Here is a 15843-nt window from a genome sequence, read left to right on the forward strand (position 1 = left end):
CCCCCTGCCCACCCGACACCAGGCAGGCGCAACGCTTTCCTCACTACACCCCCCATTCAGAAAAACCTATTAATAGGAATGAAATTAGTAGTATCCTATCTATCTCTTATGGACCGACCTCTCGACGAGCGCACCGTGCTGCAGATGCAGCTCAGCTCCGGCCTGCTGTACGCAGGGCGGCAGTGGCAGCGCTTGGCCGACAGTCGGCTCGGCAGCTACGGCATCTCCACCGCCTGCACCATGCCCCTGCTGATGATCGGCCGCTCCGGCGGTGGCATCCGCCAGGTGGCGCTGGCCCAGCAGCTGGGCATGGAGGGTCCTTCCCTGGTGCGCCTGCTGGACAAGCTGTGCGCCAGCGACCTGGTCCGCCGCGAGAGCGACGCCAGCGACCGCCGCGCCAACCTGCTGTGGCTGACCGACGCGGGCCATGCGCTGGTCAGCGAGCTGGAAGACCAGTTGATCGGCCTGCGCCAGGACGTGTTCGGCGAGCTTTCCATGGATGAACTGCACGCCGTGCTGAAGGCATGGCGCCTGCTGGCCGAGGCCGCCGACCGCATCACGTAAGACCGCTGCCCCCGAACACCGCCGCTGCCGTGCACACGCCAGCGGCTTTTGCCCGTTGCCGTTGTTCTGTTGTCCCTCCCCTCCCCCACCTCGCCCCCGCCCCTTCCGATGCCCGGTGAATTCAGTCTCCATGGAGTGTTCGTCCCGACCCTGCTCGGGTTGATGTTGTTGGCCTACCTGGTCAACAGCGGCCTGCACGCGCTGCTGCAGCGTGCCGGCGCCTATCGCCATGTATGGCACCCGGCGCTGTTCAACCTGGCGCTGTACGGGATCGTGCTTGGCCTGCTGTTCCACCTCCTGCGTTGGATGCAATCGTGAACAAGATCGTGAAGAAGACCCTGCCCATACTGCTGACCAGCGCAGCCGTGATCGTCGCCCTGCTGGTGCTGCGCCAGCTGTGGGTCTATTACATGGATGAGCCGTGGACCCGCGACGCCCATGTCGGTGCCGACGTGGTGCAGGTGGCACCGGACGTGTCCGGGCTGGTGGAAACGGTGAACGTGGCCGACAACCAGGCGGTGAAGAAGGGCGACGTGCTGTTCGTGATCGACCGCGCGCGCTACCGCATCGCGCTGGAACAGGCCAAGGCCAGCTTGGCCGAGCGCCAGGCCTCGGTGGCGCAGCTGCGCCGCGAAATCAGCCGTGACCGCAGCCTGCAGGATCTGGTCGCCGCCGAGGACGCCGAAGTGCGCCGCGCCAAGCTGCAGGCTGCACAGGCTGCGCTGGGCACCGCACAGGCGGCGGTCGACCTGGCCGAGCTCAACCTGGGCCGCACCGAGGTGCGCGCACCGGCCGATGGCCGGGTCAACGACCGCACCATGCGCGTGGGCGACTACGTGGTGGCCGGCAAGCCGGTGCTGGCGCTGCTGGACACCGGCTCGTTCCGCATCGACGGCTACTTCGAGGAAACCCGCCTGCGCGGCGTGGCCCCGGGGCAGCGCGTGGACATCCGCCTGATGGGCGAATCGGCGCCGCTGCGCGGCCATGTCGAGAGCATCGCCGCCGGCATCGAGGATCGCTACCGCAGCAACGGCAGCACCCTGCTGCCGAACGTGACCCCGGCCTTCGACTGGGTGCGCCTGGCGCAGCGCATTCCGGTGCGCATCGCCATCGACGAGGTGCCCAAGGGCGTGGAGCTGATTGCCGGCCGTACCGCCACGGTGACCGTACAGACCAACAGCACGAAGCATGCAGACAAGGTCGGCACCGCGCCGACACAGGCGGGCCTGTGAACGCCACCCTGCCCCGTCTCGGCCTGATCGTCGCGCTGGCCAGCCTGGCCGCGTGCAGGACCGTCGGCCCGGACTACGCGCTGCCGGAAGGCTCGGCGTTCAAGCGCCCGGAGGCCAATGCGGCCTTCATCGATACGCAGAACCCGCAGGTGGCCGCCAACCAGGCGCTGCCCGACCGCTGGTGGTCGTTGTACAACGACCCGGTGCTGGACGGGCTGATCACCCAGGCGCTGCGTGACAACGTGGAACTGAAGGCCGCCGATGCGCACCTGCGCCGCGCCGCCGCCGTGTACGAACAGGCGCTGGACGCCGGCGGCTTCGAGTACGAGGCCGAGGCCGGCGTCAGCCGCGCGCAGCTGTCGGCCGAATCGTTCCTGCAGGAGCACGAGCTGCCGGTGATCAACCTGGCCGATGGCAAGTTCGCGGTCAGCTACCAGTTCGACCTGTTCGGCAAGCTCAAGCGCGGCGCCGAAGCGGCGCGTGCCGACGAGCAGTCGGTGGCGGCGGCACGCGATCTGGCCCAGGTCAGTGTGGTCGCCCAGGTGGCCGACAGCTACCTGGAAATCTGCCATGCCAACCACGAACTGCACGTGGCCGAGCATTCGCTGCAGCTGCAACAGCGCAGCCGCACCGTTACCGAGCGCCTGATCGCGGCTGGCCGTGGCACGCCGCCGGAGCTGGCCCGCGCCAATGCCCAGGTGGCGCTGCTGGAAGCTGCACTGCCGCCGCTGCATGCGCAGCGCTCGGCGGCCGCCTATTCGCTGGCCGCCCTGCTCGGGCAGACCCCGGGCCAGCTGCCGGCTGGCGTGATCGACTGTGCACACGCCCCCGGCCTGGCGCAGCCGCTGCCGGTCGGTGATGGCCGTGCGCTGCTGCAGCGCCGCCCGGACGTGCGCCAGGCCGAACGCAAGCTGGCCTCGGCCACCGCGCGCATTGGCGTGGCCACCGCCGAACTGTATCCGGACATCCGCCTGGGTGCCTCGGTGGGTGCCGCCGGCCTGCTGGAAGACTTCGGCACGCCGATGACCCAGCAATGGTCGATCGGCCCGCTGATTTCGTGGACGTTGCCGTCGTCGGGCACGCACGCGCGCATCCACGCCGCCGAAGCCGGTGCCGACGCGGCGCTGGCCGAGTTCGACCACACGGTCCTGCAGGCGCTGCGCGAGGCCCAGACCGCGCTGGACCGCTATGCGCAGGACCTGCGCCGGCTGCAGTCGCTGCGCATCGCGCAGGAACAGGCCGCACTGGCTGCCGAGCAGAACCGCCGGCTGTACCAGGGTGGCCGCACGCCGTACCTGTCCAGCCTGGATGCCGACCGCAGCCTGGCCACCAGCGATGCCGCCCTGGCCGCCGCCGAAGCGCAGGTCTCACGCGACCAGATCCATCTGTTCCTGGTGCTGGGCGGCGGCTGGCAAGCCAGCACCGCTGCGGCCGGCACCCCGACCGCAGCGAAGTAAGCCATGAACGCGCTGACCGACCGCCAGGCCTGGCTGTTCTCGATCAAGACCTACCTGGCCGCAGTGGCCGCGCTGTACATCGCCATGGCCGGCAACCTGTCACGCCCGTACTGGGCGATGGGCACGGTGTACATCGTCAGCCAGCCGCTGCTGGGCCCGACCCGGGCCAAGGGCGTGTACCGCATCGTCGGCACCCTGGTGGCCGGCCTGGCCACCCTGCTGGTGCTGCCGGCGCTGGTGGAGACGCCGCTGGTGCTGAGCGCGGCCATGTCGATCTGGCTGGCCGGCTGCCTGTTCATGGCCCTGCTCAACCGCGGCCCGCGCGGCTACGCGTTCCTGCTGGCCGGCTACACCACCGCCTTCATCGGCTTTCCGGCGGTGACCTCGCCGGAAACCATCTTCGACACGGTGGTGGCACGCAGCGAGGAGATCATTCTCGGCACGGTGGTGGCCGTGCTGTTCGCCTCGCTGCTGTTCCCGGCCTCGGTGCGGCCGATGCTGCGCGCCCGCATCGGCAACTGGATGGAGGACGCCGCGCAGTGGTGCCGGCAGATCCTGGAACGTGGCCGTGCACACGCGCCACGCAACCGGTTGGCCGCCGATCTGGTGCAGTTCGAGGCGCTGATCGAATTCCTGCGCCGCGATGATCCACGCCATGCAGGGTCGGCGGTGTCGATGGAGCGCCTGCGCGAGCGCATGCTGCTGCTGTTGCCGGTGCTGTCCTCGATCGCCGACCGCCTGAGTGCGTTGCGCAGCGATGGCCAGGCGTTGCCGGAAGGCCTGCCGGAACTGATCGACGACATCCACGACTGGCTCGACGGGCCGACCAATGCCAGCGAGTACGCCCGCCTGCGCGCACGCATCAGTGCGCTGAAGCCGCAGGTGGACCGCGACCTGCAGCACCTGCAGCTGGCCAGCCTGCTGCTGCGCCTGGAAGAACTGGTGGACCTGTGGCAGGACTGCCGCACCCTGCAGCACGCCATCGACCACGGCACCGCGCCGCTGGACCGCGCGCACTACCGCATCCGCACCGAACGCGTGGCCGCCGACAAGCACGTCGACTACGGCATGGCGCTGTTCTCCGCGCTCAGTGCCGGCGTGGCGCTGATGAGCTACTGCGTGCTGTGGATCGCGCTGGGCTGGGAAGGCGGCGGCAACGGCGCGATGATGGCCGCGGTGACCGCCGCATTTTTCGCCGCACAGGACGATCCGGCCCCCAGCATGGTGCAGTTTCTGGTGTGGGCGATGGTCGCCTCGGTAGTGGCGGGCGTGTACCTGTTCGGCGTGTTTCCAGCCGTGCACGACTTCGGCCTGCTGGCGCTGGTGTTGGCGGTGGCCTTCCTGCCGCTGGGACTGCTGCTGCATCATCCCAAGAGTGCGCTGTTCGCGCTGCCGCTGACAGTCAACTTGGCTGCGTTGCTGAGCCTGCAGAACACCTACAGCGCCAACATCCAGGTCTTCCTCAACTCGTCGATCGCGATGTTCATCGGCATTGGCTTTGCAGTGGTGATGACCCGCCTGTTCCGTTCGGTAGGTGCCGAGTGGACCGCACGCCGGCTGGTGCGGCAGGGCTGGACCACGCTGGCCGAAGCCGCCGAAGGACGCGGCCAGCAGGATCGGCAGCGCTTCGCCGCACGCATGCTCGACCTACTGGGCCTGCTCGCCCCGCGCCTGGCGGCGACGCCGGAGGGCAGCGACATCGCCTCGGTGGACATGCTCAACGAGGCGCGCATCGGCCTGAACATCCTGCAGCTGCGCCGTGCACGGCTGGAACTGCCCGAGCGCAGCCGCGAAGCCGTCGAGCACATCCTGGAGGAGATCGCTGGGCACTACCGGCGGCAGATCGCGGCGCGCAAGCCGATTGCTGCAGACCAGGCGCTGCGCGAACGGTTGGATACCTCGCTGGGACGGGTCGGCAGCGTGGGCGCCTGCAAGGCCCGCGACGAGGCGCTGATGGGCCTGATCGGCCTGCGCTTCGCGTTGTTCCCGGAGGCGAAGGCGTTGGCGCCGGGATGGGTAGGCGCCGAATCGCCGTCCGTGTAATGCGATCCGCCAGGCGCGGCCCGGCGCTACCATCGTGGCCCGGTAGCGCCGGGCCATGCCCGGCGGCCACTCGCGATCCCCACAGGACGGTTCAATGAGTTACGACATGATGGTGTTCGAGGCCAGCGCGGCCCCGCGCGAAGCGGCGGCCTTCATCGCCTGGTTCGAGAAGCAGACGCAGTGGAACGAGCGCCACGAGTACGACGACCCGGCGGTCAGCAGCCCGGCGCTGCAGGCGTGGTTCACGGAGATGGCGCAGGACTTCCCGCCGTTGAACGGACCACTGAGCAACGACGATGACGACCGCGCCGAGGTGACCGATTACAGCATCGGCCGGCAGGTGATCTACGGCGCGTTCGCCTACTCGCTGGCCGAGCGCGCGCACGGGCGGGTGCAGGATCTGGCCGAGAAGCACGGCGTGGGCTTCTTCGACGTGAGTTCGGATGAAGCGGCGATCGTGTTCCCGGATGGGTTGGTGCTGATGCCGGAGTAGGTTTGGCGGCAGGGCTGCGCCCTGCACCTGCCGAATCAACGGCCACGGCAACGTCAAATGCGCGCTATCCGTGGGTAGGCGGGGTGGGTCCGGTTGAGGGGGACGCTGCAAGTACGTCCATGTAAGCTCGGTCGCCGCATCCATGCGGCTCACGCCCCCTCAACCGGACCCACCCCGCCTTCGACAGTTTCCCGCGATCTGCAGTAGATCCACGCCATGCATGGATGAACGTCGGAATGATCGAAGTACGCTGTTGTAGAGTCGAGCCATGCTCGACTGCTTTTAGCTGGCGATTCTGGACGTGACTGGAGGGTTCACCGATTCCGGAAAAGCTCCATCGCTTCTTCCATTTCGTCCTTTTCACCGGATACCACAAAGGCCAGCGCCCACGCTGCCGCAGCATTTCCGTGCTCCAGTGCCAGCGCCGTCAGCAGACACGTACTCGTGCTGAAATCGTGCTTCTCCATTACGACGCTACCAGCGAACTTCGCAAGCCGGTGAAGCGCCTCGGAGTACTCGGGTTCAGCGATATCAGGAAGCGCGATACCCGCCTCCCGCCTCTCCATCTCGATGCTGATTGGCAATCCAACGAAGTCAAATGTGAGTGGCTTTGGCTGAAGCAGAAGTGCGTTCACGATATGCGGCACAGCCGCAAACGAAGCGCTGTAGACGTCCCCTTGATGGCACAAGCTGCTCCAAAGTTCCTCCCAGGTGTCTTCAATCGGATCGTCTTCGGATCTTTCGTCTTTCGGAATACTCAGATTCGCCAGCAGCTCCGGAATGTCATCCGCAGCTCCATAGGCATGCTGTAGTTCGGCCCAGCGAGGGTCATCCAAGGCGATTAGGGCCATGCGCCGGTTCCTGTGTCGTGGGGTAGCAACGCAGGATAGGTAGCGCCAACGGCGTCATCAAAGGGCAAATGCGACATCGGGGCGACGGGGTCAGAGTCCGTTCCCGGTGGGAACGGGATCCGACCCCGGTTCAGAACAACTGGCCCTGCACCGTGGGTTGCTCGATGGGCGCCGGTGCTTCGATCACGTCTTCCGCACCCAGCCGCCAGGCCAGACCACCCAGCCGGCTGGCGTGGCGCTTCAACGCCGCCTGCAGCACGTCGGCGCTGCCGGCCACATGCAGTACCTGGCGGCCGCGGGTCAGGCCGGTGTAGACCAGCTCGCGCGAGAGCACGCGGCTGTCCTGGCGTGGCAGCTGCAGCCACACTTCATCGAACTCCGAGCCCTGTGCCTTGTGCACGGTCATCGCAAAGGCGCTTTCATGCGCGGGCAGTGCGGCCGGGTGGAAGGCGCGTGGCTGCTCGACGGTGTCGCCCGGGAACCAGGCCACCATCGCGCCGCTGTCGTCGCGCAGGCAGATACCGATGTCGCCGTTGAACAGGCGATGCCGGTAGCTGTTCTCGGTGACCAGCAGCAGGCGGCCCTGGAAGTAGCCCGGGGTGTTGCCTGCCAGCAGCTGTTCGATACGGCTGTTGAGCCCGCGCGCGCCCTGCGGGCCTTCGCGCAATGCGGTCAGCACGCGCAGGCGCCCGGCCTGCTGCAGGGCACTTACCGGATCAGCGGCCTCGGCCAGCGCGCGCCAGTGGCCGAGCAGATGCTCGCGTTGGCCACGCAATGGATCGGCTTCGCCTTCGTGGAAATGCACGCCCGCCAGAGACCCGCCGCGCAGCAGCTGCAATGCGGTGCTGCTGTCGCCTTCGCGCACGGCATGCGCCAGCGGCGCCAGGTCCAGCGCATCACTCTGACGGTAACCGCGCTGCAGCTGCACGCGGCGGCCAGCAAAGGCGCGTGGTGCCGCCTGCGGCTGCAAGGTGGCCGGCGCCAGCAGACCATGCAGTGCCTGCGCATCATCGGCGCGGGTGCCGATGCCATCACCGCTGGCGCGCAGGATCGCGCTGAGCACATCACCGGCTTCGACCGAGGGCAGCTGATCGGGATCGCCGAGCAGGATCAGCCGCGTGCCGCTGGCGATCGCGTCAACCAGCTTGGCCATCATCGGCAGATCGATCATCGACGCTTCGTCGACCACCACCACATCCACCGGCAGTGGATTATCAGCGTGGTGGCGGAAGCGCGGTGAATCGGGAATCACGCCGAGCAGGCGATGCAGGGTGGTGCCGGTACTGGGCAATGCCGCGCACAACGTCGCATCCACTCCTTGTTCCTGCAGCCGTTGCACGGCTACGCGAAGGCTCTCGGCCATGCGCTCGGCAGCGCGACCGGTCGGCGCGGCCAACGCCACCTCGGGCAGCGGCTGGCCGGCATGCCGGGCCTGCGCCGCCAGCAGCAGCAACAGGCGCGCGATGGTGGTGGTCTTGCCGGTGCCGGGGCCGCCGGTGACCAGTGCCAGCGGATGGCGCAGGGTCACGCCGGCTGCGCGTGCCTGGTGATCTTCACTGTTCAATGCCTGCGGGAACAGCTGCGCGAACAGCGGCGCCAACGCCGTCATGTCCGGCGCCGGCAGCGGATGCCGGCCGATGCGCTGCAGCCCGGCCGCCAACTGGCGCTCGTACTCGCGATAGCGGCGCAGGTAGAGCAGGCCGTTCTCCAGCACCAGCGGCGCATCCTCGGCGATGGCATCTGCCTGCTCCGGCGTCGCTACCCAGGGCGATGCGCGCAGCTGCGCCAGCCAGTCCTGCGCGGCAGGCCACTCGGGCACGCCTTCCAGCAACCGCTGCGGCTGTGCCGGATCGAACGCGGCGTGGCCCTGCGATACCGCCAGCGAGGCCAGCGCCGCCGCCAGCGCCACACTCTCGGGCGTGTCGTCGCGCAGCCGCTGCAGGCTGGTCGCCAACGCGTGATCGAGGGTGCGCAGCAGGCCCTTCTGGTGCAGTTCCTTCAGCAGGCTCATGCGCTGGCCCCACGGGCACGTGCGGCCAGTTCGGCCTGGGCCTGTTCGCCACCTGCGAACAGCGCGTCGAGTGCATCCACCAGCGCGAACGGGAAGCGGTCCACATGCACGCCGTTGCCGGCAGCATCCAGGCCGCGGCAGAACAGGTAGCGGATGCCGCCCATGTCACGTTCGTAGTCGTAGGCCGCGCCCAGGCGGAAGCGCAACCAGCGATGCAGGGCCACGGTGTAGATCAGCGCCTGCAGGTCGTACTCGCTGTGCCGCATGGCAATGGCCAGCAGGTCCGGGCTGTAGCCGGGCAGGCGGTTGGACTTGTAGTCGAGCACGTACCAGCGCCCGTCGCGCACGTAGGTCAGGTCGATCATGCCGGTCATCAGCCCTTCCAGGCGGCGACGCTGGCCGAAGCCTCGACGACCACTGGAAACGCCGTGCGCATGAAGGACCTGCAGCAGCGCCGGCACCGTGGTCGGTTCGATGGCGAAATGGAAGTCGATTTCTGCGCGGCGCTCGCCTTCTCCCAGGCTGTGCAGCGCGCCGCCTTCGGGCAGCGGCACGGTCAGGGTGTGGCCAACCAGCGGCACCAGCACCGCCACGCCGTCGTCCAGGTCGACGTCGGCATAGCCTTCGTCGTGCAGCGCCTTGCGCAGTACCTCGGCCTGCCCCTCAGGGGCTTCCAGGCCCGGCTGCCAGTCCGCCCATGCAGCAAAGTCGACGTTCTCCATCGCCTCATGCAGCACGTTGCCGAAGCGACTGCCCATGAAGCGCGGATCGAGCGGGGCGTTGTCCTCGGCGGCCGCGGTGGGTTCAGGCAGCGCCGGTTCCAATGGCAGTTCCGGGCCGGCCGGTTCGTCGGCGGCCGGTGCCGGCAGCTCGGTGGCGGCCGCTTCGATATCGCTGCCAACGCCTGCATCTGCGTGGGCCAGCTGGGTAAAGCTGTACACCCACCAGTCGTGCGGCACGCGCCGGGTCAGTGCACGCACGGCTGGAAGCTCACCTTCCACTTCGGCCGCCAGCTGCGGCAGCGTGGCCGGCGCCTCGCTGTCATCGATGTGCACATCGGCGAGCGCGCGCAGCGCCTGCAGGTCACCCAGCAGCGGCGCCAGCCGCGTCTTGCCGAGCCCGGCCAGATCACCCACGGCGATCCACAGCGCATGCTCGGCGCGGGTCAGTCCCACATACAGCAGGCGCGCATCCTCGGCGCGCTGCTCGCGTTCGCGCTGCGCGGTGGCCGCTTCCCAGGCCTCGTCCTTGTCCAGCTTCCAGTGCAGCTGGCGCTGGCCGCCGACGTGCACGGTGCAGTGCGAGGCCGTGTTCGGTGCGCCGCCGTCGATGCCGACGAAGGGCAGGAACACCAGCGGATACTCCAGGCCCTTGCTCTTGTGCAGGGTGATGATCTGCACGCGGCGCGCATCCGATTCCAGGCGCAGCAGCTGCTGCTCGTCATCCTGGTCGGCGCTGGCCATCTGCCCCTGCAACCAGTCCAGCAGCCCGTGCATGCCCAGCGCCTGCGCGGAGGCTTCCTGCAGCAGTTCACCCAGCTGCAGGTAATTGGTGAGGCGGCGCTCGCCATCGATCAGCGCCAGCAGGCGTTCGCCCTGTGCGGCACAGACATCGGCGATCACCGCGAACGGTCCGCCGCGCTGCCAGCGCTCGCGCCAGTGCAGCAGCTGTGCCTGGAACCTGCGTTGCAGGTCGCCGTCGCGTTCCATCGCCGCAATCGCACTTGCGCGCTGGCCGAGCAGTACCGTGGCCAGCGCTGCGCGCAGGCGGCCCTCGTCGGCCGGTTGCAGCAGTGCCAGCAGCAGCGCACGCAGATCACGCGCTTCAGGCGTGGAAAACAGGCTCTGTTTGCCGGCTGCCACTGCCGGAATGCCGACCGCGGCCAGTGCGCGCTGCACCAGGGTGGCCTCGCGATGCGAGCGCACCAGCACCGCGATGTCACCGGGCTGCACCGGGCGCCCACGCAACACGGCATTGCCCGCACGCGCCTCGACCAGGATCTGGTGAATCGCAGCGACGCAGGCCTGGGTCGCCGCATCGCGCGAGGCATCGGCGCTCATCGCCTTGTCACCGCCACTGCGGAGCACGCGCAGGGTGAGCGCCGCGGCGGCCTGGCCGGCGCGCAGGTAGTCCGCATCGCTGCGCACGCCACCGGGCCGCACCGGCTCGAACCGGATGTCGCGTTCGAGGAAGGCGTCTTCGCCAGCGTTGTCGTACAGCGCCTGCAACGCGCGCAACACAGACGGTCGCGAGCGGAAGTTCTGGTCCAGCACCGGCGCCTGCTGCGCCACCTGCTTGGCCTTCAGGTAAGTGTGGATATCACCGCCGCGGAAACCGTAGATCGCCTGCTTGGGGTCGCCGATCAGGAACAACGCCGGTGCCAGGCCCAGCCCGCGCACCTCCGGCGAATCACCGAACACGGTGTGGAAGATGCCCCACTGGCGATCGTCGGTATCCTGGAACTCATCAACCAGCGCGATGCGGTGCTGCGCGCGCAGCTGCCTGACCAGCGTCAGTCGCTGCGGGCCTTCCAGGGCGAGCGCTACGCCATCGATCAGATCGTCGTAGGTCTGCACCCGGCGGATGCGCTTCAGTGCCTGCAGCCGCTGCGTGGCGTCGGCGCGAAGCGCGTGCAGGAAATTCAATGCGGTGGCACGCAACCAGGCATCGCGTTCGGCCAGCAGCACGACATAGCGCGCCAACGGTGCCTGCAATGGCGACGACGGCGTGCGCTCGGCGAATTTCTTGTTGGTCTTGGCGGCCAACGCCTCCGGCAGCAGCGCCGGCAGGCGTTCGCTGATCAGCAGCTCGCGCGGGTCGGCGCGCTCGGCCCAGGCCAGCAGCTGCCGGCCCAGCGGATGCAGCCAGCCCAGCTTGTAGGACACGCCGTTGAGCCACTTGTTGTCGACCGCATCGCAGAGGTCGATGAAGAACTGCTCGCCATGCTCGCGCAGCGCCTGCTGCAGTTCGGCGGCGGTGGCCTGCAATGCTGGGTGTGGATCGGCCAGCGCCACCGGCCGTGGCAACGGGTGCAGAGGCGGCGTAGCCAGCAACGCGCGCAGATCGGCCGCCAGCGCATCCGGGTTGGACCACAGCCAGGTCAGCGGCTCCAGCGTGGCCGGGTCATTGGCATGCACGCGCCATAGATCCGCTGCCAGTTCCTCCAGCAGCTCGCGGTCACTGGCCAGCAGTTCCGGCGGATCAAAGGTGTGGCCGCTTTCCAGCGCATGCTCGCGCAGCACACGGGTGCAGAAGCCGTGGATGGTGAAGATGGACGCCAGGTCGATCTCGTCTGCGGCCACCTGCAGGCGGCGTTTCAGTGCGGCGGCGCTCTCGGTGCCGCCCTGCAGATGGCGCTGCAGCACGTCGCGGGTCAATCGCACCTCCGGTGCTTCACCGTCGGCCGCTTCCAGGTCGACCAGGCGCGCGGCCAGCGCCAGGCGCTCGCGGATGCGCTTGCGCAGTTCCTGGGTGGCGGCATCGGTGAAGGTCACCGCCAGGATCTGGCCGATGCGCAGGCCCTGCTCCACCACCAGGCGGGTGAACAACGTGGCCAGGGTGAAGGTCTTGCCGGTGCCGGCGCTGGCTTCGATCAGCCGGATGCCCTCCAGCGGCAGCGCCAGATAGGGATCGCGGCTGAGGGATTCGATGCCGTCTTCGGCGATGGCGGTGTTCATGCGTTGCCCTCCTGGCGTGCTTCGGCGCCGAGAGCGCGGCCTTCGCGCACCGCGCTGAAGACCAGCTGGCTGTTGCGCAGCAGGTCGGCGTAGCCGGCATCGGTGGCGAACGGGTCGGCACCGCGCAGCAGCAGCTGCCACGCGTCACTTCTGGATTCCCCCCAGGTGCGGTCACTGCCGTGCCACTGCTTCCAGCCTTCGCTGCGCTGCTTTTCTGCCGGCGCGTTGTACAGCGCCCAGCCGGTGTACGGGGCAAAGCGCAGCGGCTCGCGCAGGCCACGCTGGCGCAGCTGCAGCAGCGCACGCAGCGCCGCACGTGCAGCGGGAACGCTCAATGCCGGCAGCACGTGCGGACCGGGACCGGCATCGCCGCCGTCATGGAACTGCACAAGCGGCAGCGCATCGCCCGCCGCGTTCGCCAGCAGCCAGTCCAGGCCGTGGCGGATCACTGCATTGCCATTGAGTGTACCGGCACGCAGGCGCACCAGCCCTTCGGGATGCCGATCGGCCACGCGGCCATGCAGGCGCACGCCATCGATGTCCACTTCGTAGCGACGGCTTTCCAGTGGTTCGCCCTGCATCCAGCCCAGCAGCGCACTGGCATAGGGGCGTGTCTTCAACTGCTCCACCTCGAACTGGCGCTCGCCCAATGGACCCGACGGCAGCAAGCCACGCGCGCGCAACCGCGGGTACAACGGCTCGGCATCGCCGCTGAGCGTGGCGCGTACCACCGCCGCCTGCACACTGCGCTTTTCCGGTCCGCGCGCGGACAGCACCAGCGGTTCCAGGTCATCCACCTCCTCCACCTCGTCGGCCAGGCGAAGCCCCAGCGACTGTGCGAGGAACTGCCCGGCCGGGTCGCACAGGAAACGACGCAGGGTATCGAGTGCGACCTCGTCTTCCACCGCATCGTCGAGCGGCGGCGGCAACGGTGCATCGAACCACGGCTGCAGGTCGCCCCGCTGGCCGCTGAGGCGCCCGGCAGCCGGATGCCACTGGCGGCGATAGCTGAATCGACGTGGATCGCCATCGCCGAAAGCAGCCGGTGAGAACGGCTGCAGTGCGTGGCGCACGGTGAAATCGCGGACCGCCGCCGGCGGATCGAGGTGATACGCGGCGGCGGCATCGATCAGTTCACTGACCAGCACCGACGGCTCACGTACGCTGCCATCGCGCGGATCGGCGCCGAGATAGCTGAGATAGAACACCTCCTGCGCGGCGGCGAACAGCTGCAGGAACAGGAAGCGGTCATCCTCGCGGGTGGAGCGGTCGCCCGGACGGCGGCGCGGCGTATCCAGCTCGGCGGTGAGCTGGTTGAGACCGGCGGCCGGGTCACGGCGGGGGAAATCGCCATCATTAAGACCGAGCACGCAGATCACCCGGAACGGCAGCAGCCGCATCGGCACCATTCGGCCGAAACTGATGCCACCGGTCAGCAGCGGTGCGCGCGTATCGGCCTCCCCCAATGCGCCGGCGAAGTGCGAACGCACCACCTCCGGCGGCACGCCGTCTTCGAAACCGGCCTTGGCGGCATCGTCGGCGAACTGGTTGAGCAGCTTGCGCAGGCGCTCCAGCGCGCGCTGGCTGTTGGGCGAGCTGGGCGCGGTGGGCAGCAGTGCGTCCAGCAGCGACAGCAGGCGCTGCCGCCACTGCGCCGGGGTCAGCAGCTCGCCGAGGCGTCGCTGGTAGACCGCCAGCACGCGCAACAGGCGCAGCAGCCGGTCCAGCGCGTCCAGCGCGCCGCCTTCCAGTTCGATCCACGGCGCCACGCCGGCCACGTCGGCCTCGCTGCCGGTGGCATGGCCGAGTACCAGGCGATCCAGCGCGAACTGCCAGGTGTAGGCGTCGTCGGCCGGTGCCTGGTGCTGGTTGCGGTGTCTTGCGTCCAGGCCCCAGCGTGCGCCGGCCTGCTGCAGCCAGCCATGCAGGCGATCGAAGTCCACCGCTTCCAGCCCGGCCGCTTCGGCCAGCGGGGCGCTGGCCAACAGGTCCAGCACTTCGTTCAGGCCAAAGCGCGAGACCGGCAGGCCCAGCAGATGCACGAACACATCGGCCAGCGGCTCGCCCGCCAGCGGGCTGCTGTCGGCCAGCGCATACGGAATGTGTTCCTCCTCGCCGCCGCGACCGCCGAACACCGCTTCCAGGTACGGCACATAGGGATCGATGTCCGGCGCCAGCACCGCGATCTCACGTGCCTGCAGCGGCGGGTCGAAGCGCGGGTCCTGCAGCAGGCTGCGCAGCTGGTCGTGCAGTACCTGCAACTCACGCAGGCGGGTGTGGCAGGCGTGTACCTGCAGGCTGGGGTCGTCGCTGCGCAGGCCGTCGCGCAGTTCACCCGAGGGCAGCGCGCGACGGTGGAACAGGTCACGCTGCAGGCGATGCAGCAGGCTGTCGGACAGGCCACCTTCGTCCAGGCTTGGCCCGGTGTCCTCCTCCGGATCGGAATAGGCGGCGATTTCGCCGGCCGGATGCACCACCTCGTAACTGCCCAGCACCGCCATGAAGTCGCGCCCGGCCGCACCCCACGCTTCCAGCAGCCGGTTCTCGCCGGCCGCTTCACCGAAGGGATCCGGTGCGCCACTGCGCAGGCGCTCGGCCAGCGTCTGCAGGTCGCCCCAGTACGACTGCACCGGGGTGGGCATGTAGAAGTGCAGCTCGCCCACCCGGGCCTGGGTGGCCATCACCCGCAGCACGTCAGGCGAGATGTTGAGCGTTGCGAACGCAGACATGCGCGGCGGCAGGCCTTGCGGCAGCGGCTGGCCGGCGCCTTCGAAGCGGTCCAGGTACTCCTGGATGCGGCGGGCGCGGTAGTCGCGGCCGCGGGTGATGGTGCGCCACAGGATCGCCTGCGGGTCGGCCGGATCGGCACCGGCTGCCCAGCGCAGCAGCCAGTCGCGGCGCCAGGCCTGGTACTTCTCGAACACCGAGGCCAGCTCGCCGGCCAGCGCCCAGGGTTTCAATGCGTCATCGCCGGCAAGATAGGACTGCAGCGCGCGCATCGGCGGCTGCGCCAGCAGCGCCGGGTCGCGCAGTGCCTGATACAGCTTCCAGTGCAGACCGGCCGCGTCCAGATCGTCCTGCTCGCCGCTGACGTTGGCCTTCAGCGCCCGCGCCACGAACTCGCCGGGGGTCAGGAACTGGAGGTTGGCGGCGACGCCGAATTCCGCGGCCAGTGTCGCCTGCAGCCAGCGCCGCATCGCCACCTGCGGGATCAGCACCACTTCCGGCGCCAGCAGCGGCTGGCCCTGCACTGGCACACGCACGTTGCGCGCCAGCAGCGCGGCCAGCACGTCCAGGGAATTGGAATGGTAGAGGCGGAAATCGCTGCCCGGGTCACTCATCATGCACAGTGTGCAGGACGGCAGGCAGTATTCAATGGTCAGCCCATCGCCGGTACGGATTGTTCCGGGCTGCCGGGCGATTGTCCCGGCCTGCGCGAGGCCTTGCCGTGCAACAATACTGGACCGTCCAGTCTGCTTATGTTCAGCCGACGGGCCCGATCCTTCGATGTCTAA

General features: G+C 68.7%; 10 protein-coding genes. 6 read left to right on the plus strand and 4 right to left on the minus strand.

Going from position 1 to position 15843, the window contains the following annotated elements:
• The first annotated feature begins 108 nt into the window (after positions 1–108).
• From O0J15_RS15335 to O0J15_RS15360, 6 genes are all read left to right on the plus strand, one after another.
• Complete coding sequence (locus O0J15_RS15335; protein ID WP_012481667.1) at positions 109–564, plus strand: MarR family winged helix-turn-helix transcriptional regulator; 456 nt, start codon at positions 109–111, stop codon at positions 562–564.
• Between the two features lie 108 nt (positions 565–672).
• Complete coding sequence (locus tag O0J15_RS15340; RefSeq protein ID WP_010487502.1) at positions 673–882, plus strand: DUF1656 domain-containing protein; 210 nt, start codon at positions 673–675, stop codon at positions 880–882.
• Positions 879–1796, plus strand: coding sequence for an HlyD family secretion protein (locus tag O0J15_RS15345; protein WP_227845072.1), 918 nt, complete (start codon positions 879–881; stop codon positions 1794–1796). Before O0J15_RS15340 ends, O0J15_RS15345 begins: the two co-directional genes overlap by 4 nt.
• Positions 1793–3253, plus strand: a complete 1461-nt coding sequence (locus tag O0J15_RS15350; RefSeq protein WP_164145507.1) for an efflux transporter outer membrane subunit — start codon at positions 1793–1795, stop codon at positions 3251–3253. Before O0J15_RS15345 ends, O0J15_RS15350 begins: the two co-directional genes overlap by 4 nt.
• Positions 3254–3256: 3 nt before the next feature.
• Positions 3257–5296: an FUSC family protein gene (locus tag O0J15_RS15355; protein WP_308305897.1), complete on the plus strand. Its 2040-nt coding sequence runs from the start codon at positions 3257–3259 to the stop codon at positions 5294–5296.
• Between the two features lie 94 nt (positions 5297–5390).
• The gene (locus O0J15_RS15360; protein WP_207049659.1) at positions 5391–5789 is read left to right on the plus strand and encodes a hypothetical protein; all 399 of its coding nucleotides are present in this window, start codon (positions 5391–5393) and stop codon (positions 5787–5789) included.
• Between the two features lie 314 nt (positions 5790–6103).
• Here the strand turns inward: O0J15_RS15360 and O0J15_RS15365 are convergent, their stop codons facing one another.
• The 4 genes from O0J15_RS15365 to recC all read right to left on the minus strand — a co-directional run bounded on the left by O0J15_RS15365 (position 6104) and on the right by recC (position 15672).
• On the minus strand, positions 6104–6640 hold the full coding sequence (locus O0J15_RS15365; protein ID WP_227845076.1) for a hypothetical protein: 537 nt from the start codon (positions 6638–6640) through the stop codon (positions 6104–6106).
• A gap of 130 nt (positions 6641–6770) precedes the next feature.
• Entirely contained in the window at positions 6771–8651 is a 1881-nt protein-coding gene (recD, locus tag O0J15_RS15370) for an exodeoxyribonuclease V subunit alpha (protein WP_308305898.1), read from the minus strand.
• Positions 8648–12328: an exodeoxyribonuclease V subunit beta gene (recB, locus tag O0J15_RS15375; RefSeq protein WP_308305899.1), complete on the minus strand. Its 3681-nt coding sequence runs from the start codon at positions 12326–12328 to the stop codon at positions 8648–8650. The genes recD and recB overlap by 4 nt, the downstream gene beginning before the upstream one ends.
• On the minus strand, positions 12325–15672 hold the full coding sequence (recC, locus tag O0J15_RS15380; RefSeq protein WP_155030382.1) for an exodeoxyribonuclease V subunit gamma: 3348 nt from the start codon (positions 15670–15672) through the stop codon (positions 12325–12327). Before recC ends, recB begins: the two co-directional genes overlap by 4 nt.
• Positions 15673–15843 lie beyond the last annotated feature (171 nt).

Origin of the sequence: Stenotrophomonas sp. Sm10, assembly GCF_030985515.1 — a bacterium.
GTDB lineage: Bacteria > Pseudomonadota > Gammaproteobacteria > Xanthomonadales > Xanthomonadaceae > Stenotrophomonas > Stenotrophomonas hibiscicola.